This window comes from Aeromonas sp. R5-1, assembly GCF_040908265.1.
GTDB classification, from domain to species: Bacteria; Pseudomonadota; Gammaproteobacteria; order Enterobacterales; family Aeromonadaceae; genus Aeromonas; species Aeromonas caviae.
Window position 1 is genome coordinate 1 of record NZ_JBFODJ010000043.1, and the last position, 22,634, is coordinate 22,634.

A 22,634-nucleotide genomic window follows, 5' to 3' on the forward strand; every position below is an offset into this window, starting at 1 on the left:
AATCGATTTCTTGGCCCTCGCCAAGGCAGAAACCAACGCCAGGAAACGCATGCGATTCCTGGCGTTAGCACACTTTCAAGAAGGTCATTCCAGAACTGACATTGCCCGCTTTCTCAAAGTCAGCCGCACAAGTGTCAACAAATGGGTGAGCAACTTCTTGCTACACGGCGTGGCGGGGCTGGATAGTGTCCGTCCACCAGGCCGACCCGCCAAGCTCGGCGCCGAACAGCTATCCCAGCTTAGCGAATATATCGACCAACAAAGCCGGCTGGCCATCGGGGGACGACTGCAAGGTACTGATATTCAAACGTATATCGAACGAGAGTTTGGTGTGGCCTATGAACTCTCCAATGTCTACCGCCTCCTCAGAGAGCTGGGGTTTTCCTGGATAACCAGTCGCTCACGACATCCGAAGCAGGATGGGCAGGTGCAGGAAGCTTTTAAAAAACTTCCAGCTGGAAACGATCCTTAACATCCCGGGTCATGTTGCGCTTGCCAATGTCGATGTCTGGTTTCAGGACGAAGCCCGGTTTGGTCAACAAAATACGACTACCCGACTGTGGGCCAGGCGTGGCAGTCGCCCCCGAGCTATTCAGCAACAACAATTCGAGTACGTCTATCTCTTCGGTGCCGTCTGCCCTGCAACCGGGACAACGGAAGCCTTGCTCAGTCCTCTGGTAAACCGGGAGGTGATGAAGCAGCACTTGGCACTGATTGCAGCACGAACAAAGCCGGGTCGTCATGCGGTGGTGATCATGGACGGCGCCGGATGGCATACCATGGAATGTGCGGATGACTTCCCCAATCTCAGCCTGATCAAGCTCCCTCCCTATTCTCCCGAACTCAATCCCATTGAACAGGTATGGAGCTGGCTTCGTCAGCATGTGTTGGCTAATCGCAGCTTCAAGGATTACGACGACATCCTTGATGCCTGCACATCGGCCTGGAAGCACTTTATTGCCGATGTGGAGCGGGTGATGTCACTTTGTAGCCGAGATTGGATAAAACTGACCTAATGTTTAATCCGATTGGTATTATTGTAGGACAGCGCGTCATGATGTGACGGCTTAACTCAATATAATGCTCTATCTATCAATGTCATAAAGTTTGTGTCAAAAGTTGACGTCCCTCTCCTTTCGGCCTTGATTGCGGCCCCCTTGGTAATTGTGCCCTAGAGTGCTACCCTCCCGCCTCTTCTCGGGGTCGCCTGTTTGCGGACAGGAAAACCTCGAATCCGCGAGGGTAAAAAGGCTATACTCTGCGCCCGTTGGCTAATTTTAAGACGATTGGTAGTTCTTCCATGCTGAAATGGCTCGTTCGCCTGTTTATTGTCATGATGCTGGGTGCTGTGCTGGGCGTTGCCAGCCTCATCGGCATCTACTTCTACATCAAGCCCCAGTTGCCGGATGTCAGCGCCCTGCGCGATGTCAAACTGGCTACCCCCATGAAGGTCTACAGCCGGGACGGGGAATTGATCTCCCAGTTTGGCGAAATTCGTCGCATCCCCCTGCGGCTGGACGAAATACCCCAGTCCATGATCGATGCCGTACTCGCCACCGAAGATGCCCGCTTCTATGAGCACCCGGGCATAGACCCCATCGGCATCATCCGTGCCGCCACCGTCTGGGCCGTCTCCGGCCAGGCGCGCCAGGGCGCCAGTACCATTACCCAGCAGGTGGCTCGCAACTTCTTCCTGAGCAACGAGAAGACCCTGGTACGCAAGATCAAGGAAGTGTTCCTCGCCTGGCGTATCGAGCAGAACCTCTCCAAGGACGAGATCCTCACCCTCTATCTCAACAAGATCCCCCTCGGCTACCGGGCATTCGGGGTCGGCGCGGCCGCCCAGGTCTACTTCGGCAAGGAGGTCAAGGATCTCACCCTGGACGAGATCGCCATCATCGCGGGTCTCCCCAAGGCACCCTCCATGCTGAACCCGATCCGTTCCCCGGAGCGCGCCTTCGCCCGCCGCAACGTGGTACTGGGTCGCATGCTGGAAACCGGCAAAATCACCCAGGCCCAGTATGACGAAGCCTCCAAGATGCCGATCAAGGCCCGTTTTCACGGTGCTGAGACCACGCTGAACGCCCCTTATCTGAGCGAGATGGTGCGCCAGAAGATGGTGGAGCAGTTTGGTGAAGATGCCTACACCATGGGGCTGCACGTCTACACCACCGTCACCGCCAAGCGTCAGCGCGCCGCCCATCAGGCGCTGCTGGACGGTGTCTTCGACTACGACACCCGCCACGGCTACCGTGGCCCGACCGCCTTGCTGTGGAAAGCCGGTGAAACGGCCTGGGACTACGAGCAGATCATGGCCCATCTGGCCAAGCAGCCGACCTATCAGCCCCTGATGGCCGCCGTGGTCACCCAGCTCGGCGACAAGAGCGCCACCCTGGTGCTCAAGAATGGCAAACAGGCCGAACTGGGCTGGAATGGCATCAAGTGGGCGCGTGCCTTCATCACCGACGATCGCCAGGGCTTTGCCCCTAAATCGGCGCGAGATGTGCTCAAAGTCGGCGCCCAGATCTGGGTCAGGGAGAAAGGGGAAGAGTTGCTGCTCTCCCAGATCCCCGACGTCAACGCCGCCCTGGTGGCCATGAACCCGCAAGACGGCGCCATCGAGGCCCTGGTCGGCGGCTTCAGCTTCGAGCTCTCCAAGTTCAACCGGGTCGATCAGGCCCGTCGTCAGGTCGGCTCCAACATCAAGCCTTTCCTCTATGCCACCGCGCTGGAGCAGGGCTATACCCTGGCGTCCCTCATCAACGATGCACCGATCAACCAGTGGGATCCTGCCAAGGGCCCCATGTGGCAGCCCAAGAACTCGCCCGCCATCTATGAAGGGCCGACCACCTTGCGCCTCGGCCTTGCCAAGTCCAAGAACGTGATGTCGGTCCGCCTGATGCGCGCCATCGGGCTGGATACCTATATCGACGGCCTGACCCGCTTCGGCTTCGCCCGTGATCACATTTCCGCCAACGAATCCCTGGCGCTGGGTGCGGCGGAGTTTACCCCGCTGGAAGTGGTGCGCGGCTACTCGGTGCTGGCCAATGGCGGCTTCCAGGTCACCCCCTACTTCATCACCGAAGTGACCGACAGCTTCGGCACCCCCCTCTTCGAGGCCAACCCGGCCGCCGCCTGCCGCGACTGCGGCGTGCTGGCCGCCGCCGGTCTCGACAGCGCGGATGCCTATGCCAATACCACGGCAGACTGGAAGGCCCAGTGCCCCATCGATCCTGTCGTGCCCAACAACATGGCACCGCAGACCATCAGTGCCCAGAGCGCCTTCCTCATCACCGACACCCTGACCACCGCCATCTGGGGTGGCAATGGCTGGCGTGGTACCGGCTGGCGGGCAGCCCGTGACCTCAAGCGTCACGACATCTCGGGCAAGACGGGGACCACCAACGAATCCCGGGATGCCTGGTTCTCCGGCTATACCCCGAATCTGGTGGCCACCTCCTGGATCGGTTTTGACAACCACCAGCGCGGTCTGGGCCGGGCCGAGTTTGGCGGCGGTGCCGCCCAGCCCATCTGGATTGACTTCATGAAGACGGCTCTGCACCAGGTGCCCGAACGCAAGATGCCGGTCCCCGAAGGGATCATGCAGGTCCGCATCGATCGTGAAACCGGTCTGCTGACCAATCGCGCCGATGGCAGTACCACGGAGGAGTTCTTCAAAGAGGGCACAGAGCCCACCCGCTACGCGAGCCAGATCTCCGATGGCAACCAGGTGTATGGCGGTGACGATGCGACCACAGACGGCCCCGTCTCCACCGACGACATCTTCTAGGTCCCCCTGGAAACAACAAAAACCGGCGACCAGGCGCCGGTTTTTGTTTCGGGATGACGAGCGGGCTGCGTCAGCCCAGCAGGGCTTTCATCAGACTCGAGATGCGGGCCGCCAGCTCATTGAAGCAGGGGCGGCGCACCGAGTAGTGACGATAGAGCAGGGAGATGGTGCGCCCCGGCACGGGGTTGATTACCGGGCGATAGCTGACGCCCCCCTCCTCCGGGTTGGCGGGCACGGCGAGCCTGGGCACCAGCGTCATGCCGCTGCCAGCGGCGACCATGTTGCGCAAGGTCTCCAGACTGGTGCCCTTGAAGCGCTGATCCTCACCGATGCCTGCGGCAAAACAGAAACCCATCGCCTGATCCCGCAGGCAGTGACCGTCGGCCAGCATCAGCAATTTCTTGCCCTTGAGATTGTGCAGGGGCACCGCCTTGGCGCTCGCCTCCGGGTGATGCTGAGGCACGGCCAGCCACATGGGCTCCTGATAGAGGGGGATGGCGCCAAACCCCTCCATCCCTTCCAGCTCCGCCAGCACGAGGCAATCCAGCTCCCCCTCCTCCAGCCGCTTGAGCAGCACCTGGGTCTGATCTTCGTAGAGGTAGAACTCCAGCTTGGGGAAGTGTTCACGCAGATCCTGGATGATGTGGGGCAGCAGGTAGGGGCCCACGGTGGGAATGAAACCGATGTGGATCTCCCCGGACATGGGCTCGGCGAAGTGCTGGCCTATGCTCTTGAGCTCTCGCGCCTCTTTGAGCACCTTGCGCGCCTGACGGGCCATGGCATCGCCGGCGGGCGTGAACAGCACCTTGCGGGAGGTGCGCTCGATGAGGATCACTCCCAGTTCATCTTCCAGCTTGCGCAGCTGGCCACTCAGGGTCGGCTGGCTGACAAAGCAGCGCTCCGCTGCCTTGCGAAAGTGTTTCTCCTCTTCCAGCGCTACCAGATATTCGAGATCGCGAAGGTTCATAGGTACTGCATCCTGCCGTTCAATGAGGCCGATAGCATGCACAAGAACGGTGCGGGGGACAAGGGAGGCGCGCAGACGGGTCTGCCCTCTCCCTCTCCTTTGACAAGCCGCAGGCGATGGGCGAGAGACTCACCCCATCAGGGAGGTGATGTGATCCGCGAACGCCGCTGGCTCTCCCAGATAGGAGGAGACAGGCAGCGCAACGACGCGCTCCCCTTGCATCAATCCCAGGGTCGGGAACCCCTGCCCGCCGAGCCGGCGCAGCCACGCCTGGCTTGTGGCCAGATGGCCCACAAGATCGACCCGACCAAAGGCCAGGGCGAATGCTTCCGGTGTCAGCCCCTGCTCCCGCGCGAGCGCCGCCAGCCGTGTCGGGGAACCGACCCATTCCCCATCCCGGTAGTGGGTTTCCTGGATGCGGTGCAACAAGGCAAGGCCGTCGCCGCCAAGCTCGCTCACCGCCAGAACGGCGCGTATGGGCGGCTCGGAGTCGAGGAGCAGTGACTCGTTGAGCAGAAGCTCGTTGAAGTAGCGCTCACCAAAGCGCTGTCCGGTGAGGGCATGGATGCGCTCGTCATGGGGGCGCACATAGTCCCGCAGGGGCTGTCCCATGGCCTGGCGCCTGGCGCCCATCCAGAGGCCCCCCCCATGCAGTTCGATGCGAAGGCCCGGGATCTCGGCAGCGGCTTTCAGCAGGGGGGCGGCGCCATAGCACCAGCCACAGAGGGGGTCATAGACATAATGGAGGGTTGTTTGCGCTTCGTTCATCATCATTCTCGCTTCAATGCTGGATAAAAAACCGGGCCCTCGGGCCCGGAAAAAAACACAGGGATGTAGGCGTCAGGGAGTTACCACTTCATCTCGCCGGTATTGACCTTGGCACCGATGGCCAGGCCATCGTCGACCGGCAGGGAGGGGTAAGCCTTCTTCAGCGCTTCAATCAACTGGCCGGAGTGCTTGGTCTTGGCCAGCTCCTGCTCAAAACGCTGCACGTAGTCACGGGTGAAGGTCACGGCTTCGGTACCCTTGGGCGCAGTTCCCAGGAAGTGACCCGGCACCACACGCTCGGGTTTCAGGGCCAGCAGGTTGTTCAGCGCCTTGACCCAGTTGCTGCGAGCGGCCTTGGACTGGCTGTCCGCCATCCAGACATGCACGCCGCTGTAGACCGGCACACCACCAAAGGCCGTCTTGATGGAAGGGGCCCAGAGGTAGGCATTCGGGGTGTTCATCTCTTTGATGTCAATCTTCTCGCCATCCAGCGTCAGGTGGCTGGCCGTCATCACTTGCGGCACGGTCAGGCTCTTGGGTGCATCCTTGCCCAGGATCGGGCCCCAGTAGCTCAGCTTGGCATCCTTGGTCTGCTTGATATGGTCGACCACATGCTGGTCGGCCAACACCTTGACATCCGGGAACGCCGCCATGACGGGTTCCAGACCGAAGTAGAAGTCGGGGTCACCGGCACTGATATAGACAGTGGTCAGCTTCTTGCCGCTCTTCTTGATCATGTCCACCAGCGCCTGACCATGTTGCACGTCGAACTGGGCATCGATCAGGATGGCCTCTTTGTCACCGGTTACCAGTGAGGAGGAGACGGGGAAGATCGCCTTCTCGCCGGGGTTGTAGACGGTCACGGTCAGGGGGGCCGCCAGGGCGGAACCCGTCATCAGGAGGCTGGTCAGGGTCAGGGTACGCAGTGTGTTGTTCATCAGATAACGCTCATCGGTGTGGATTAATGGAATGAGCGCAGTTTATTGCATCACCATCGATACAAATACCGCATAATGGGCGCATCACTGTTGCACAAATCGAGCATATAGGGGCACAAGATGGATAGGCTGACCGCATTGCGGGTCTTCGTCTGCGTGGTGGAACAGGGCAGCCTGAGCGGCGCCGGGGAGAAACTGGAGATGTCCCGCGCCATGGTGTCGCGCTACCTTGCCGAGCTGGAACGCTGGATGGGGGCCAGATTGCTGCACCGCACCACCCGCCGGCTGAGCCTGACCGGGCCGGGAGAAGAGGCGCTGAACCGGGCCAGAGCCATGCTGGCCCTGGGGGAAGAGATGGAACACCTGGCCATCCGCCATGACGAGGCCCCCAAGGGGCAACTGCGCATCACCTGCAGCTACTCTCTCTCCGAAGCCCTGCTGGTCGGGGCGGCGAACGACTACCTGGCCCGTTACCCCGGCACGGCGATCGACATCCTGCTGCTGGACCGGACGGTCAATCTGGTGGAGGAGCGAATCGATCTCGCCCTGCGCATCACCAACGACCTCGATCCCAACCTGGTGGCCCGCAGGCTCGGCACCTGCCACTCAGTGGTGTGCGCCAGCCCCGCCTACCTGGCCCGCCATGCTCCGCCGCAGCAGGTGCAGGATCTGGCACTGCACAACTGCCTCACCTACACCTATTTCGGCAAGAGCCTGTGGGAGTTTCTGGGGCCCGATGGTCCCGAATCCGTCCCGGTGAGTGGCAACCTCAGCGCCAACATCTCCAACCTGCTGCTGGCCGCCACCCTGGACGGGGCGGGGATCAGCCTGCAACCCGCCTACTCGGTTCAGCCCCATCTGGCAAGCGGCGCCCTGGTCCCCCTGCTCACCCCGTGGCAGCCCAAGCGCCTCGGCGTCTATGCCGTTTATGGCACCCGCAAACAGATGTCCCCCCTGCTGCGCAGCTTCCTCGACTTTCTCGTGGAGCGGATGGCGGACGATCCCCTGTGGCAGGAAGCCCCTCCCTCTCTCTGATCCCTGCGAGCCGCACAAAAAAGGGGCCTCGCGGCCCCTCTTTGCTCCATCCTGTGCCCGGTCAGGCTTCGAAACCGAATGCCTTGACCGGGGTCTCTCCCTCCTCGGCCTCCTGATCCTCCAGATAGATGTCGTGATAGGCGGCATAGATGGAGTAGTTGATGGCAGGCAGCACCACCAGCAGGCCCACCAGCATCAGGAGTGCGCCAAAGAAGATCAGCACGGCCCCGAGCAGCCCCCACCAGAGGAAGGGCCACATGTTGCGCAGACATCCCTTGAAGCTGAGCCTGGCTGCCTGCCAGACCCCGACCTGATGGAAGAGGATAAGGGCGGGGGCGAAGGTGATGGCCATCAGCACGGGAACGAACAGTGCCAATCCCACCAGGGCGCAGACGAGGAAGCCCTGTGCCTGCTCCGGGGTCAGCGCCAGGGAGCCCGGATCCGCGGACAACAGGCCGGTGAGTCCCCACTGGTGCAGCAGGAATACGCAGATCATCAGGATCCCCATGATGAGGCCGAGCACCATCAGGCCCCCCAGCATCAAGGGGGTCAACCGATGGCGGAAACCGGCAAAGAAGTCGCCAAATTGCAGCGCCTCGCCTTGGTGACCCCGCCGCGCCACCGCCACCCAGCCAGCCCCCCACACCATATAGAGCAACTGGGAGATCAAGCCCCCCGCTGGCAGCTGATCCAACACGATGCCCACCACAAACCAGAGCACTATCATGGCCACGCTGGCACCCATCCCCTTGTTGAAGATGTCGAATCCGGTACGGATCCAGATCCAGCCCTGTCCTATGCCATGGCGTTTGGGTTCGTGGCGCAGGGCCCTGTCACTGTTCATCATTGACCTCGTCGAAAAATAGGGGCGAAGCGGCGTCTCCTCAGGACACGCTCACCGTGACCATGATGGGGCCGGTGCGTACTACCTGGCCCGGCAACCGGGTCGGGGAGAGCCTCATCTTGCAGTCGGTGACCTGGGTCGCCGCCGAGTAGGGTACCGCGATGGCGGTATCGAATGGAATAGGGGTCAGGGCCCCTGTCCGGCCATGCCCACCCCGACCCCGACCAGGCTGGTGGTGATGAAACGGTTGTCGCTCGCGAGCGCCCCCAAGATGCGGTAGCGCAGCGGCCCCCTGCTCAGGCTGGCAAGGTCGAAGGGAAAGCGGATCCCCGCAACCAGAGCATTCACCTCGCTGCAATGGCGTGTCCGTTGCGTCCTTCTGGGCCGCAGCCGATGAGTTTATCGGCCACGGTTGACGGACAGCACCGCCAGAATGTGGCATCATCTCCCCCCTCTTGCTTTCCCCCTGATCCGATGGAGCCATCATGCGCCGCCTCTTCTTTCTTCTCCTGCTGCTCGGCAGCCCTGCGCTTCACGCCGAACCGGGGTTTATCAGCCGCCTGCTCAACCACCCGGTGCCGGGGGGCGTGGCCGTGGTACCACTGGGAAGCGGGGCCAAGGCGCCCGCAGTGCGCTATCAGGACAAGCCTGTGCTGGTGGTACAGGAAGACGGGAAGACGTGGATCGCCATCGTCGGCATCCCGCTCAAGAGCGCGCCCGGCCCCCATCAGGTGACCACCAGCGATGGCCGCACCTTGAGTTTCAAGGTCGGCACCAAGCACTACCGTGAGCAGCACATCAAGCTCAAGAACAGCCGCCAGGTCAATCCGCTGGCCGAAGACATGACCCGCATCAACCGGGAGCTTGCCGAACAGACCCGCGCCTACCAGACCTTCAGCCCGGCTCAGCCGAGCAACCTGCTGTTTGACAAGCCGGTCCAGGGCCCGCTCTCCAGCCCCTTCGGGCTGCGCCGCTTCTTCAACGGCGAGGAGCGCAACCCCCACTCCGGCCTCGACTTCGCGGTCGGAGCCGGCACTCCCATCAAGGCACCAGCCGCTGGCAAGGTCATCCTCATCGGCAACTACTTCTTCAACGGCAATACGGTGTTCGTCGACCACGGCCAGGGCCTCATCAGCATGTTCTGTCACATGTCGAAGGTGGACGTGAAGCTGGGCCAGAGCCTGCCCCGCGGCGGCATCGTCGGCCGGGTCGGCGCCACCGGCCGCGCCACCGGTCCCCACATGCACTGGAACGTCAGCCTCAACGACGCCCGCGTCGACCCCGCCATCTTTATCGGCGCCTTCAAGCCCTGAGGCCGGCGACCTGCCGCCCACAGGCAGGGGCACTCAAAATGAAAAAGGCAGCCAAGGCTGCCTTTTTCATGGACGCATGACCACATCTCAGGCAGCGCTGTGCTGGCGCCCCTCCCTGTTCATCGCCCGCCACATCACCAGGACCAGCAGAGTGCTGCAAGTGGGCAGCGCCAGCCAGACACCGGCCACTCCCCACAGGGAGGAGAAGCCCCACAGGAAACCGCCGATCAGCACCAACTTGCCGCCGGTGAGCAGGGAAGCGATGCGGGCCCGGTTGATGGCCTGGAAATAGGTGGCCCCCACCAGCAGCAAGCCTTCCATGGGCAGCCCCCAGAAGTAGAGCCAGATACCGAGGGTCGCCACCGGCAACAGGGCAGCATTGTCCCCCGCAAACAGATAAACCACTGCCTCCGGCCACAGATACAGCGGGATCATCCCGCACAGTGCCACCGCCATGGTCACTCCCAATGCCAGGTTGCGCACCCGCAGCACTCGCGACCAGTTGCCCGCCCCGGCATTGAAGCTGGCGATAGGCTGGATGCCCATGGCGATCCCCTCGAAGATGAGATAGAAGAAGGCCTCGCTGTAGCTGATGACCCCATAGGCGGCCACATGCAGCGAAGTGCCCACCGAGAGCAGCGCCTTGTTGTGCAGCGCTAGCACCACCGAGAGGTAGAGGTACATCAGAAAACTCGACACCCCGAGTCGCAATGTCTCCCCCATCAGCCGCCAGTCGGGCACCAGGGTATCCCAGCGAATGCGCAACTGGCTGCGGGGGGTAAAGAAGTGCCACAGGCACAGGCCTCCGGTGACCGCCTGGGAGAGCATGGTCGCGATGGCGGCCCCCGCCAGCCCCCAGGGGATCACCGCCATCAGCAGGTAGTCGAGCAGCACGTTGAGCACGCCGCCCCCCACCAGGACCCAGGTGGTGAGGCCGGGTCGCCCGTCGTTGCGCAGCAGGGCGGTAAAGGCCATGGAGAGCACCGCGAACACCCCGAGCCAGGCGTACCACTGCAGATAGGCGAAGCCTGCGTCGAAGATGACCCCCTGCGCCCCCATCCAGACAAGCATGGCCTTGCCGTAACGAATGCCAATGAAGGCGAGCAGCGCGGAAGCGATGAGCACCATCACCAGGGCATTGCCGACGATGTGGCGCGCCCTGGCCTGCTCCCCCTTGCCCAGATAGAAGGAGGCCAGCGACGAAGATCCCATGCCGATCAGGGCCCCCACCGCGTAGAGCACGGCGCAGATGGGGTACGCCAGCATCATGCCGGCCAGCCCGTCCTGGCCCAGGATATGGCCGACGAAGATGCCGTCTATGGTGACATAGATGCCGGTGACCAGCATGGCGGCCACCGTGGGGGTGACGTAACGCAAGAAGAGGCGGGAAAGGGGGGCCGTGCCCAGATCGACGGAGGACATAAATTGCTCAATGAAGGGGAACGGCCAGAATAATAGCCAAACAAGACCCGGATCACCCGTTATTTGTGCCGTGGATCAATCATCTTGAGGGCTTTACCCGCCCCGGCCCCTGCTTTAGGCTAGGGCGACTTCTCCTGAACGGAAACGTGCGCCATGTTGCAACGCCTGCTCTGTCTGATGCTCTGTCTGATGCTCTGTCTCAGCCTGTTCCCCTTCTCCGCTGTCCAGGCCGATGATGCCATCACTCAGGTAGAGGAGCTGCTGCAAAGCGTCCCCAAGACGGATACCCCGGAAAACCAGCAACTGCGGGAGAGCTACCAGCAGGCGCTGCAATATGCCCGGGATGCCCAGCGCTACCGGGAACAGGGCAAGGCCTACCAGCAGATCCTCATCGACTACCCCAAGGAGTCCGCCCGTCTCAAGGAGGGGCTGCACAACTATCAGCCCCAGTCCCGCCCGTCCCTCTCCTCCCTCAAGGAGGATGCCCTGCGCCAGGCCATCAGCCTGAGCAGCAACCGCCAGCTCAACCTGCGCAAGGAGCGTCAGGCGGTGACCGACAGCCTCAACCAGCTGGAGAGCACGGGCCAGGAGTATCACCAGCGGGTCGACGAGTTGCGCAAGCAGTTGCTCCAGACCCGCTCCCTGCTCGATCGCCTGAGCTTCAGCAACGAGTCGGACAGGTTGCAGGAGGCCCAGCAACTGGCCACCCGCCTCAAGGAGCAGAGCCTCTCCGACCGGATCCAGATGCTGGAGCTGGAGCAGCTCTCCGCCCAGCAGCGCAACGATCTGGGCAAGCTCAAGCTGCAGGAGCTCAACCTCGCCATCACCGACGAGGATGAGTGGCAGACCAGTCTGCTTGCCCAGCAGAACCAGCTGCGCCGGGACAAGACCGAGCAGGCCCTGGCCGAGAGTGAACGCCTGCGCCGCCAGCTCACCTCTGACCTCCCCCTCTTGCAGGAGCAGCAGCAGCAAAACCAGGCCCTCTCCCTCCAACTGGGGGCCCTCGAGGACCAGATTGAACGGGTGCAGGACGAGCAGCGGGGGGTGGACACCTCCCTCTCCGGGCTCAACGAGCTGGTCAATTCGGTGCGCGAACAGCTGGAGTGGTTGCAGATAAGCAACGCCTACGGCGAGAACCTGCGCAGCAAGCTGGCCGATCTGCCCGCCTACTTCCCGCTGGAGCGGCTGGAGTCAGCCATCGTCAAGGCGCGTATGGCCAAATACCAGTACGAGACCGAGCAGGATGCCCTGAAGGATCCGGTCCAGCTGCGCAACAGCCTGCTCAGTGGAGACGGCATCACCCTGGACAGGGCCCAGCGCGCCGTGCTGGACAACCTGCTCAAGGCGAGACGGCAACTGCTGACCCGGCTCAACGATGCCTCCGATACCCTCATTCAGGAGCAGACCCGCCTCAAGCTGCTCTACAGCCGCCAGAACAGCAAGATCGACGAGATCCGCGAACTCAGCGCCAGCCATCTGTTCTGGATGCCGGACGTGCGCCCCCTGAGCCCGGCGGTGCTGCTCGGCGTCCCGGCCGCCCTCGGCCTTGCCTTCAATCCGGCCAACTGGCTGCAACTGCCCAGGGCCATCGCCGAGAACAACCCCCTGAGCCTGACCCTGGCTGGCCTCGGGCTGCTGGGGCTGGCCTGGTGCTGGCTGAAACTGGCCCGCCACCTCATTCAATACAGCCAGTACATTGCCCCGCGCATCGGCAAGGTAACCCAGGACAAGTTCAGCCTCACCAGCCGGTTGCTGGTGCGCTCCGTGCTCGCCGCCCTGCCGCTGCCCGCCATGGTGCTCATGGTGCACGGCCTGCTGGACGGCGCCTGGCAATATCCCTTCGCGGTGGCGGTGGCCCGGGGCCTGGGTGAAATCTGGTTCCTGCTGCTGGCCCTGCTGGTGGCGCGCCACCTCACTCTGGAGAAGGGGATCCTCATCCTCCACTTCCGCTGGCAGAAGGAGCGGGTGCAGCGAGTATGGGGACAATTTCGTACCCTGCTGCTGGTGCTGATCCCGAGCTTCTTCGTACAGGGCATGGCGAGCAGCTATCAGGAACACGCCTTCTACGACTCCCTGGGACGCCTCGCCTTCATCATTGGGGCCCTCTGGCTGCTGCTCTTCTTTGCCCGCCTCAACCGGGAAAAACTGCCCCTCACCTGGGGTCAGGCAGACATGACCAAGCCCCATCTGCTGCACCACTTCATCTGGAACAGCCTGATGCTGGCCCCGCTGCTGGCGGTGCTGGGCGCCCTGTTCGGCTACTTCTACACCTCCCGCACCCTGCTGCGCCAGCTGGAGCTGAGCCTGCTGGCGGGGCTCGGCTGCCTGCTCGTCTACTATCTGGCCCACCGCTGGATGCTGATCCAGCGCCGCCGACTCGCCTTCGATCGCGCCAAGCAGAAGCGGGCCGAGATCCTGGCGCAGCGGGAGCGGGAAGAGGACGATCTCAGCTCCGAGATCCCCGATGTGGTGGAGGAGCCCGAGCTGGATCTGGATACCATCAGCGCCCAGTCCCTCGGCCTGGTGCGCACCCTGCTGATGCTGGGCTTCACCATGCTGGTGGTGGTGCAATGGTCGGATCTCAACTCGGCATTCAGCTTCCTCAGCAGCATCGAGGTGTGGCAGGTGAGCAGCAAGGTGGCCGGCATCGAGCAGCTCTCCGCCATCACCCTGCAGGATCTGATGCTGACCGTCTTCGCCTTCATCCTGACGGTGGTCACCGCCCGCAACCTTCCAGGGTTGATGGAGCTCACCCTGCTCCAGCACCTGAGCCTCTCCCCAGGCACCGGCTTCGCCCTCACCACGGTGAGCAAGTACCTGGTACTGCTGATTGGCGCCCTCACCGGCTTCTCCATGCTCGGCATCGACTGGTCCAAGACCCAGTGGCTGGTGGCAGCACTCTCCGTGGGGCTGGGCTTCGGGTTGCAGGAGATCTTCGCCAACTTCGTCTCCGGCCTCATCATCCTGTTCGAAAAACCGATCCGCCTGGGTGACACCGTCACCATCCGGGATCTCACCGGCACCGTCACCAAGATCAAAACCCGCGCCACCACCATAGTGGACTGGGACAGGAAAGAGATCATCGTCCCCAACAAGGCCTTCATCACCGAGCAGTTCATCAACTGGTCCCTGTCCGATGCCATCACCCGGGTCCGCTTGCGCATTCGCATCGGCCTGACCCAGAATCCCAAGCAGGTACAGCAACTGCTGGAGCAGAGCGTGCGCGAGTCCACCCTGGTGCTGGATACGCCCGCCCCGGAGGTGTTCCTCATCGAGTTCACCGACTCGGCCCTCATCTACGAGATCCGGCTCTACGTCAACAACATGGATCACCGGATGCCCATTACGCACGAGGTACATTCCCTGATCCTGGAGAAACTCGGCCAGGTCGGCATGCATCTGCCACATCAGCAGATCGACATCCGGATGAGCCGGGGATGAAGCCCCCAAAGACGACAACAGGAGCCATCATGCAGATCATTGCCCATCGCGGTGCCAGCGGCCTGGCCCCGGAGAATACCCTCAAGGCGATGAGCCTGGCGCTGGATCTGGGTGCCAAAGCCATCGAGCTGGACGTGCAGTGGGCCGACGGAGAGCTCTGGGTCTTCCACGACCGGCGGCTGGAGCGCTGCACCAACGGCCAAGGTGTGCTGACCGGGCAATCCCGGGAGTACCTGGCGAGCCTGGATGCAGGGGACGGGGAGCGGATCCCGACCCTGTGGCAGGTGATGGCACTGGTGGCGGGGCGCTGCGAACTGCACATCGAGCTCAAGGGCGCCCACACCGCCGAGCCGGTGGCCGCCCTGACCAGGCGGGCCGAGGCCGAGCTTGGCTTTACCCAGGCGCACTGGATCGTTTCCTCCTTTCATCATCCCGAGCTGTTACGCTTCAAGGGACTGCGACCGGAAATCAGGATCGGCGCCCTCACGGCCAGCCTGCCCCTCGACGGCGCCGCCTTCGCCGAGACGCTGGGGGCCTGGTCACTGAACTGCGACGTGGATTTCGTCGACGAGACCCTGGTGGCGGATGCCCATCGCCGGGGGCTCAAGATCCTGGTCTATACAGTCGACGAAGTGAGTGATGGGAGCGCCCTCGCCAGCATGGGTGTCGATGGCATCTTCACCAACCGGCCAGATCGATTCAGCTGAGTATCGGCGCGGCCTGGCAGGCCACAAGGAGGTGAAAAGAATTGAAAAAATGCGGTGCACCGGGATACATAAAGTCCATAGCCAGCCGATACAGAGTTGGCTCATAACAATAACAAACACCATGGATCTCTGACTGACGCTCACAAGGATGTAAACATGAACCTATCCATCAAGAACAAGCTGGTCCTCTCCATCGGGGCCATCATTCTGGTCATCACCGGCCTGCAGGTCTGGTAAAACACCTCCCAGTTGCGCAGTGAAACCCAGCGGCTGATCTGGAGCTTCATCGACGACAGCTCGGTCGCCAACGTCAAGGGGATCTCCCGCTGGCTCGACGCCCGCATCAATCTCGTCACCGCCACCAAGGAAGCCTTCGCCAAGGAAGACGAGCCCCTCAGCCACCTGGCCCAGTCCATGAATGCGGGCAACTTCGATCTCGTCTACGTGGGCACCAAGGATGGCCGGATGATCCAGAGCAAGCCGACCGATCTGCCGGCCGGCTATGATCCGCGCCAGCGCCCCTGGTACAAGGACGCCATGGCCGCCGGCAAGCTCGCCATCACGGCCCCCTATGCCGACATCACCACCGGCCAGCTCATCATCACCATCGCCGAGCCCTTCAGTCGCGGCAACACCGACGGCGTCATCGCCGGTGACGTCTCCATCGACGGTCTGGTGAAAGACGTGCTCGCCATGAACTCGGAAGGCACCTATGCCATCCTGGTGGACAGCAACGGCACCATCATCGCCCACCCGGACAAGGATCTGACCCTCAAACCCGCCACCGCCATCTCCCCGGAACTGACGGCAGCCAAGGTCAACGAGCTGGCCCATGACAACACCATCTCCGAGATGGATATCAGCGGCAAGGCGAGCGTATTCGACCTCACCGAGATCCCCAACACCAACTGGTATTTCGGCATCGTGGTGGATGAAGCGGTCGCCTACCAGTCCGTCTCCCGCATGGTCACCTCCGCCCTCATTCAGGGATTGCTGACCATCCTCATCGTGGCGGGCTTCTCCTATGTCGCCATCAACGGCTCCCTGGCGCCGCTGAAAACCCTGGGCGAGGCAATTGCCGATCTCTCCCGCGGCAACGGCGATCTCACCCGTCGCATCAAGATCGAGCGTGAAGACGAGGTCGGTACCGTCGCCAAGCACGTCAACACCTTCATCGAGCGCATCCACGTCATGGTGCAGGACATCTCCAACTCCTCCACCCAGCTCAACCAGCAGGCCAGGTCTTCCCACGACATGGCGGAGAAATCCAACCAGGGGCTGGCCCGCCAGCAAAACGAGATCTCCCAGATTGCGACCGCAGTGCACGAGATGTCCGCCACCGCCGTCGAAGTGGCCAGCAATGCCGAGCAGACCGCGGAAGCGGCCCGCAGCTCCTCCAGCAGTTGCGAGCACGGCAAGCAGGTGATTGCCCGCAACCAGCGCTCCATCACGGATCTCGCCACCCAGGTCAAGCAGGCCTCAGGCATCATTCAGGAACTGGAGAAGAACGCCCAGGAGATCAACACCATCCTCTCCACCATCCAGGGCATCGCCGAGCAGACCAACCTGCTGGCGCTCAACGCCGCCATCGAGGCCGCCCGGGCTGGCGAGCAGGGACGCGGCTTTGCCGTGGTGGCCGACGAGGTGCGGGTGCTTTCCCAGCGCACCCACAGCTCCACCGTCGAGATCCGCAGCATGATTGAGACCCTGCAGCGCAACACCCAGGGCGCCGTCAGTACCATGCACGAGGGTCAGCTGCTGGCCCAGAACAGCGTGGAAGATGCCAACGATGCGACCCAGGCGCTGGAGCAGATCACCACCTCCATCAACCAGATCTCCGACATGGCGACCCAGATCTCCAGCGCCGCCGAGGAACAGCGTGCCGTCACCGACGAAGTGAGCCGCAACATCCAGGCGGTAAAGGATGTCTCGGACGAGCTGGCAGTGGATGCGGACAGCTCCCGCAATCTGTCGGCCCAGCTTAAAAATATTTCAGGTGAATTGAATAATCAGGTCGGCATGTTCCGCATCTGATCGACTATGGGAAGAAAGGGGCCGTTCAGGCCCCTTTTTTTATAAACCCTTTTTGTTTCAACGGTTATAATCCCCTTTCGAGACCCTAAACCCTGTGATCGACATCTCCTTTTGCCCATGTGTGGGAGACGGGCCCAGTCTGTCATGGCTATATTCGCATTACTTTTTTGATGCCTAACCTCGATATGTCATCGTGATAATAGTTATCATTAAACTGTTTTGATAAAAAACTTAAAAACTTTATGGGTAATACCCAAAAAGAGAGGCATTTCTCATTTTTTTGAAAGAAAACTACGTATAATCTTGGAGTTAAAATCACCAGAGTAGCGAGTACGGCTGATCCAGATCACTGATGGATGGCGATAATGACGGCATTTTCATCCAAGGAATGGGGTGGTTGTAATAAAAATCACCGTTGCCAAGCACTAAAACAAACCAGTTTGACTTGCATCAAGCCTGAATTTTTTTCATAGAGCAAAATCGTGCCCAGCAAATCTATCCCTAAGGAGGCAGATGTGGATATTATCAAGACCGATGTTGCCATCATCGGTGCCGGTGGCGGTGGCCTGCGTGCCGCAATCGCCATTGCAGAAGCCCACCCGGAGCTGGAAATCGCCCTGATTTCCAAGGTCTATCCGATGCGCAGCCACACAGTGGCCGCCGAAGGTGGCGCCGCAGGCGTCGTCCGTGATGACGACTCCCTGGAAAACCACTTCAACGACACCGTCTCCGGTGGTGACTGGTTGTGTGAGCAGGACGTAGTCGAGTACTTCGTCAACAACGCCACCAACGAGATGATCCAGCTGGAGCACTGGGGTTGCCCCTGGAGCCGCAAACCGGACGGCAAGGCCAACGTGCGCCGTTTCGGCGGGATGAAGATCCCCCGCACCTGGTTCGCCGCCGACAAGTCCGGCTTCCACATCCTGCACACCCTGTTCCAGACCTCCATCAAGTACCCGACCATCAAGCGCTTCGACGAGCACTTCTGTCTGGATCTCATCGTGGAAGATGGCCGCGTCCAGGGTGTCGTCACCTTTGACATCCAGAACGGCATCACCCGCTTCATCCAGGCCAAGTCCGTGGTGCTGGCCACCGGCGGCGCAGGTCGTGTCTATCGCTACAACACCAACGGCGGCATCGTCACCGGTGACGGCATGGCCCTGGCCTACCGCCACGGCGTACCGCTGCGGGACATGGAGTTCGTCCAGTATCACCCGACCGGTCTGCCGGGCACCGGCATCCTGATGACCGAAGGTTGTCGTGGTGAGGGTGGCATCCTGCTCAACAAGGATGGCTATCGCTACCTGCAAGATTACGGTCTGGGCCCGGAAACCCCGGTCGGCCAGCCAAAGAACAAGCACATGGAGCTGGGTCCGCGCGACCGTCTCTCCCAGGCCTTCTGGCAGGAGCAGCAAAAAGGCCGCGTTATCCAGGGCCCCATGGGCGACGTGGTTCACCTCGACCTGCGCCACCTTGGCGAGAAGTACCTGAAAGAGCGTCTGCCCTTCATTTGCGAACTGGCCAAGGCCTATGTGGGTGTGGATCCGGTAAATGAGCCGATTCCGGTACGTCCGACCGCCCACTACACCATGGGTGGCATCGAAACCGACGGCAAGTGCGCCACTCGTCTGGCCGGTCTCTATGCCGCTGGCGAATGTGCCTCCGTCGGTCTGCACGGCGCCAACCGTCTGGGTTCCAACTCCCTGTCCGAGATCGTGGTCTTCGGCAAGGTGGCCGGTGAGCAGGCAGCCGAGTTTGCCGCCACCCAGCAACACGGCAACACCCAGGCGCTGGTCGCCAAGGCCGAGGCGCTCATCAAGCAGCACCTCTCCCTGCTGGACATCGACGGCACCGAAAACCCGGCGGATATCCGCAACGAACTGGGCATGTCCATGGAAGCCGGTGTCGGTATCTACCGTACCGAAGAGCTGATGCAGGGCACCATCGACAAGATCAACGAGCTGAAAGCCCGCTACAAGAAGATCAAGATCAACGACAAGTCCTCGGTCTTCAACACCGACCTGCTGTACGCCATTGAGCTGGGCTACATGCTGGACGTGGCGGAAGCCATGGCGCACTCCGCCATCAACCGCAAAGAGTCCCGCGGTTCCCACCAGCGTCTGGACGGTTACGAGGAGCGCGATGACGTCAACTTCCTCAAGCACACTCTCTCCTTCTACAACGGCGAAGGGGCCCCGACCATCGACTATTCCGATGTGAAGATCACTAAATCCCAACCGGCCAAGCGCGTGTACGGTTCCGAGGGTGAGAAACAAGACGAGGCTAAGAAGAATGGCTGAGATGATCGAAATTGAAATCCTGCGCTACCGACCAGAGCAGGATAACGAGCCCTGGATGCAGACCTTCCAGGTGCCCTACCTCAAAGAGATGTCCCTGCTGGATGCGCTGCAATACATCAAGGATCATCTGGACTCCACCTTGAGCTTCCGCTGGTCCTGCCGGATGGCGATCTGCGGCTCCTGCGGCATGATGGTCAACGGCATTCCGAAACTCGGTTGCAAGACCTTCCTGCGGGACTACCTGCCGGGCAAGATGACTATCGAGCCGCTCAACAACTTCCCCATCGAGCGCGATTTGGTGGTCGACATGTCCGACTTCATCGAGAAGCTGGAGAGCATCAAGCCCTACATCATCCCGTCCGAGCCGCGCAGCCTGTGCGATGGCGAGTACACCCAGACGCCGGCTGACATGGCGAAGTATCATCAGTTCTCCATGTGCATCAACTGCGGTCTGTGCTACGCGGCCTGCCCGCAATATGGCATCAACAAGAAGTTCACCGGTCCGGCGGCCCTGGCGCTGGCCTATCGCTACAACGCCGACAACCGCGACAGCGCGTCCAGGGAGCGGATGAAGATCATCAGCCAGGACGAGGGCGTCTGGGGCTGTACCTTCGTGGGCTACTGCTCCGAAGTGTGCCCAAAGGGCGTGGATCCGGCCGCCGCCATCCAGCTTGGCAAGGTCGAGAGCGCCAAGGACTACATGATCGCCATGTTCAAGCCGGATTGAGACCAGGAGTGAGACCATGAACAACACCCAGAGCAAACGTAAGCCCTACGTGCGCGAAATGAAGAAAGACTGGTGGCTGAAGAATGCCTTCTACACCGGTTACATGATCCGCGAAGGCACCAGCATCTTCGTCTCCATCTACGCCGTCGTGCTGATGTGGGGTCTGCTGCGCCTGGTACAGGGTCAGGAGGCATTCAACGGCTGGCTGGAATCCCTGCAAAGCCCCATTGCCATCCTGTTCCACGTCATCGCCCTGGCTGCCTGCCTGTTCCACGCCAAGACCTGGTTCGCACTGGCCCCGAAAGCCATGCGCATCTTCCGTGGCGAAGACCTGGTGCCGGAGAAGCCGATCGTCATCGCCCAGTATGTGGCGCTGGCGGCGGTATCCCTGCTTGTCCTGATCATCGTGGCCTGATGAGAAAACCATAAGACGTTCTGACGAACCCGGTTATTGGTGTCTGTTTGGTACCGGGTTCTCACTCAGAAACGTTGGCCACGATCACTCAATCATGATTTGAGGAAAAAATATGAGACGTTCTGACGAGCCAATATACTGGGGTCTGTTTGGTGCGGGTGGCATGGTGGTTGCCATGCTGCTGCCGGTCATTGTCCTCATCACAGGTCTGCTGGTGCCCATGGGTATCATGGACGTGGAGACCATGAGCTACGAGCGCGTGCTGGCATTCGCCAGCTCCTGGTGGGGTGCCTGCATCCTGCTGGTCATTATCGCCCTGCCCGTCTGGCACGGCATGCACCGCATCTACCACGGCCTGCATGACTTGGGGATCCACACCACCAAGCTGCACCACTATGTGTTCTATGGCTTCGCCTTCCTGGTGTCCGCCATCACCGTCGGCCTGCTGATGGTGCTGGTGCTCCAGTAAGCACATCCTGACTGCATAACAAACCGGGCCCAGTGCCCTAATGCCAGTCAGTTAAGCCTGACTGGCATTGTTTTTACTAGGTTTTCTCGTCGCATACTTCTGTGGTTTGGCTTTGATGCACCTTGGGTAACTTCGTTCTCGGCGGGCGGGTAACTTGAACTGCTCTGCCTGTTTGTCCAACTCAGCGACACGCCCTGGAACCATGCCCGGTGACACAAACGGCAGGCAACTGAGTTCATGCAGCAGATACACCGATGCCATGTGAAAGCTCAACTGGCTGGCCGTATAGCCCTTTAAGCTCGCCGCCATCCTAACCATCTGATATCTCAGTAGGTTATAGGCCAATACCAAGCCCCATAGCTCCTGCCTTACTCCATCGGGTTTCTTGCTGCGCAGCGTCAGCCGGTGCTGTTGCAGGCTATGTTTCATCTCCCGATAGCCCAGCTCGATTTCCCAGCGATTCTGGTATAGCTCCATCAACTCGCTGGCCGGGAAGCGCAGCGGGTCGGTGAGCGAGGTCAGCACCTGCCGCTCCTTGCCGTTTACCGTCCGGGTCAGCAGCCGGGCTTCGAACTGCTCCGGCAACTCGCTCCACTTCTTCTTGGCCTGCGGACTGGCACTGAGGCGTACCAGCACATCCTGCCGCCCCAGCTTGCGGATGACCTCGTATTGAGCCCCCTTTTTCAGCGGAATAAGCCAGTGACGCGCTACGCCCTGGCGTTGCCAGGCATGGAGTAACCCCAGTGAGTAGAAGCCCTTATCGAACAGGGTCAGGCTATTATCGGGTGTTTTTTCAATCAGTTGCTCTGCCAACACCATCTCGTTTACCGCACAGGAGTCCATCACTGTCTGGGTCAGCAGATGACTGGTCAGCTCCATCTGACACAACATGCGGACCTGGGGATATTGCGTCTCCCCCTGGACGGTTTTCGACTTGGCAAAGGCGCCGGCATTGTCCGGAGTATCGGGCGTGCGCCAGACCACCCCGTCCACGGCCAGCAGCTGCAAGCCGGCCCAGGTGGGGTGCTGACACTGCTGATGCCAGAGTGTGGCGGTCTGCTGGAACACCTGTCGAACGGCTTGGTCAGCCAGTTTTTGGCGCGCCTGGATGAAGGCGCTGGGGACGACAAACGGCCGGTCGCCGGGTAACAGGATATCGAGCTGGTTGGCCAGCTGGGCCATAGGGACATGACGAAACAAGGACATCCCGATAATGGCCCATAGCACCCGCTCCATGGGCATGCGCCGTCGGCGCAAGGAGACGGAGCCCGTCTCGGCCAAGCAAGCCTGCACCAGTTCAGGTGACAGCAGGTCAGACAGGGACTCAAACTTTCCGGGAGGACAGGCGTGAATGAAGTCGAGAGCTTGGTCGATACGCATAAAAAAATCCGAAACCCAACAAGGAGTTTCGGATTCTTACACAGCCTGAGGATCGGTCAATGGATCCTTAACTGATCGGCATTA

General features: G+C 61.2%; 17 protein-coding genes and 1 pseudogene. 11 read left to right on the top strand and 7 right to left on the bottom strand.

Features of this window, described 5'->3' with window-relative positions; translation table 11 throughout:
- The first annotated feature begins 1 nt into the window (after position 1).
- Both AB5Y64_RS05445 and AB5Y64_RS05450 read left to right on the top strand, forming a co-directional pair.
- Positions 2–1,016 (top strand): IS630 family transposase gene (locus AB5Y64_RS05445; protein ID WP_279988401.1). Its coding sequence is split into 2 segments (ribosomal slippage): positions 2–448 and positions 450–1,016, totalling 1,014 coding nucleotides; the frame shifts between segments, so codons are not numbered across the junction.
- A 284-nt stretch (positions 1,017–1,300) separates the two neighbouring features.
- Entirely contained in the window at positions 1,301–3,790 is a 2,490-nt protein-coding gene (locus tag AB5Y64_RS05450) for a penicillin-binding protein 1A (RefSeq protein WP_124244331.1), read from the top strand.
- A 70-nt stretch (positions 3,791–3,860) separates the two neighbouring features.
- Here AB5Y64_RS05450 and oxyR read toward each other — a convergent pair whose 3' ends face one another.
- The 3 genes from oxyR to AB5Y64_RS05465 form a co-directional block, all read right to left on the bottom strand.
- Positions 3,861–4,757 carry a DNA-binding transcriptional regulator OxyR gene (oxyR, locus tag AB5Y64_RS05455; protein ID WP_010673817.1) on the bottom strand — a complete coding sequence of 299 codons (897 nt, stop codon included), beginning with the start codon at positions 4,755–4,757 and terminating at the stop codon, positions 3,861–3,863.
- 129 nt (positions 4,758–4,886) lie between these two features.
- Positions 4,887–5,531: a DsbA family protein gene (locus AB5Y64_RS05460; protein WP_043155970.1), complete on the bottom strand. Its 645-nt coding sequence runs from the start codon at positions 5,529–5,531 to the stop codon at positions 4,887–4,889.
- A 74-nt stretch (positions 5,532–5,605) separates the two neighbouring features.
- A complete protein-coding gene (locus tag AB5Y64_RS05465) occupies positions 5,606–6,463 on the bottom strand; it encodes a Vmh family MBL fold metallo-hydrolase (RefSeq protein ID WP_103243579.1) in 858 nt (285 codons plus the stop codon).
- 120 nt (positions 6,464–6,583) lie between these two features.
- Here AB5Y64_RS05465 and AB5Y64_RS05470 point away from each other — a divergent pair, with 120 nt between their 5' ends.
- Complete coding sequence (locus tag AB5Y64_RS05470) at positions 6,584–7,498, top strand: LysR family transcriptional regulator (RefSeq protein ID WP_109111949.1); 915 nt, start codon at positions 6,584–6,586, stop codon at positions 7,496–7,498.
- A 61-nt stretch (positions 7,499–7,559) separates the two neighbouring features.
- Here AB5Y64_RS05470 and AB5Y64_RS05475 read toward each other — a convergent pair whose 3' ends face one another.
- Together AB5Y64_RS05475 and AB5Y64_RS05480 are read right to left on the bottom strand one after the other, a co-directional pair.
- On the bottom strand, positions 7,560–8,342 hold the full coding sequence (locus tag AB5Y64_RS05475; RefSeq protein ID WP_048208643.1) for a BPSS1780 family membrane protein: 783 nt from the start codon (positions 8,340–8,342) through the stop codon (positions 7,560–7,562).
- A 186-nt stretch (positions 8,343–8,528) separates the two neighbouring features.
- Positions 8,529–8,690 (bottom strand): hypothetical protein, encoded by a 162-nt coding sequence (locus tag AB5Y64_RS05480; RefSeq protein ID WP_180911452.1) that lies wholly within the window; start codon positions 8,688–8,690, stop codon positions 8,529–8,531.
- A gap of 137 nt (positions 8,691–8,827) precedes the next feature.
- On the opposite strand from AB5Y64_RS05480, the gene AB5Y64_RS05485 reads away from it, so the two are divergent.
- Positions 8,828–9,655: a M23 family metallopeptidase gene (locus AB5Y64_RS05485; protein ID WP_010673811.1), complete on the top strand. Its 828-nt coding sequence runs from the start codon at positions 8,828–8,830 to the stop codon at positions 9,653–9,655.
- A gap of 87 nt (positions 9,656–9,742) precedes the next feature.
- On the opposite strand, the gene AB5Y64_RS05490 is transcribed toward AB5Y64_RS05485, so the two are convergent.
- Positions 9,743–11,077: an MATE family efflux transporter gene (locus tag AB5Y64_RS05490; RefSeq protein ID WP_119196906.1), complete on the bottom strand. Its 1,335-nt coding sequence runs from the start codon at positions 11,075–11,077 to the stop codon at positions 9,743–9,745.
- 153 nt (positions 11,078–11,230) lie between these two features.
- Between AB5Y64_RS05490 and mscM the strand changes: the two genes are divergently transcribed.
- From mscM to frdD, 7 genes and pseudogenes are all read left to right on the top strand, one after another.
- Positions 11,231–14,518 carry a miniconductance mechanosensitive channel MscM gene (gene mscM / locus AB5Y64_RS05495; RefSeq protein ID WP_109422498.1) on the top strand — a complete coding sequence of 1,096 codons (3,288 nt, stop codon included), beginning with the start codon at positions 11,231–11,233 and terminating at the stop codon, positions 14,516–14,518.
- Between the two features lie 29 nt (positions 14,519–14,547).
- A complete protein-coding gene (locus tag AB5Y64_RS05500) occupies positions 14,548–15,225 on the top strand; it encodes a glycerophosphodiester phosphodiesterase (protein ID WP_043156366.1) in 678 nt (225 codons plus the stop codon).
- A gap of 156 nt (positions 15,226–15,381) precedes the next feature.
- Positions 15,382–17,259: pseudogene (locus AB5Y64_RS05505) on the top strand (methyl-accepting chemotaxis protein).
- Positions 17,260–17,774: 515 nt separating this feature from the next.
- Positions 17,775–19,559 carry a fumarate reductase (quinol) flavoprotein subunit gene (gene frdA / locus AB5Y64_RS05510; RefSeq protein WP_180907189.1) on the top strand — a complete coding sequence of 595 codons (1,785 nt, stop codon included), beginning with the start codon at positions 17,775–17,777 and terminating at the stop codon, positions 19,557–19,559.
- The gene (locus tag AB5Y64_RS05515; protein ID WP_042065016.1) at positions 19,552–20,286 is read left to right on the top strand and encodes a succinate dehydrogenase/fumarate reductase iron-sulfur subunit; all 735 of its coding nucleotides are present in this window, start codon (positions 19,552–19,554) and stop codon (positions 20,284–20,286) included. Before frdA ends, AB5Y64_RS05515 begins: the two co-directional genes overlap by 8 nt.
- A 16-nt stretch (positions 20,287–20,302) precedes the next feature.
- Entirely contained in the window at positions 20,303–20,701 is a 399-nt protein-coding gene (locus AB5Y64_RS05520) for a fumarate reductase (protein ID WP_049636550.1), read from the top strand.
- A gap of 112 nt (positions 20,702–20,813) precedes the next feature.
- The gene (gene frdD / locus AB5Y64_RS05525; RefSeq protein WP_010673803.1) at positions 20,814–21,170 is read left to right on the top strand and encodes a fumarate reductase subunit FrdD; all 357 of its coding nucleotides are present in this window, start codon (positions 20,814–20,816) and stop codon (positions 21,168–21,170) included.
- Positions 21,171–21,221: 51 nt separating this feature from the next.
- On the opposite strand, the gene AB5Y64_RS05530 is transcribed toward frdD, so the two are convergent.
- Positions 21,222–22,550, bottom strand: coding sequence for an IS4 family transposase (locus tag AB5Y64_RS05530; RefSeq protein WP_053288733.1), 1,329 nt, complete (start codon positions 22,548–22,550; stop codon positions 21,222–21,224).
- Between the last annotated feature and the right edge of the window lie 84 nt (positions 22,551–22,634).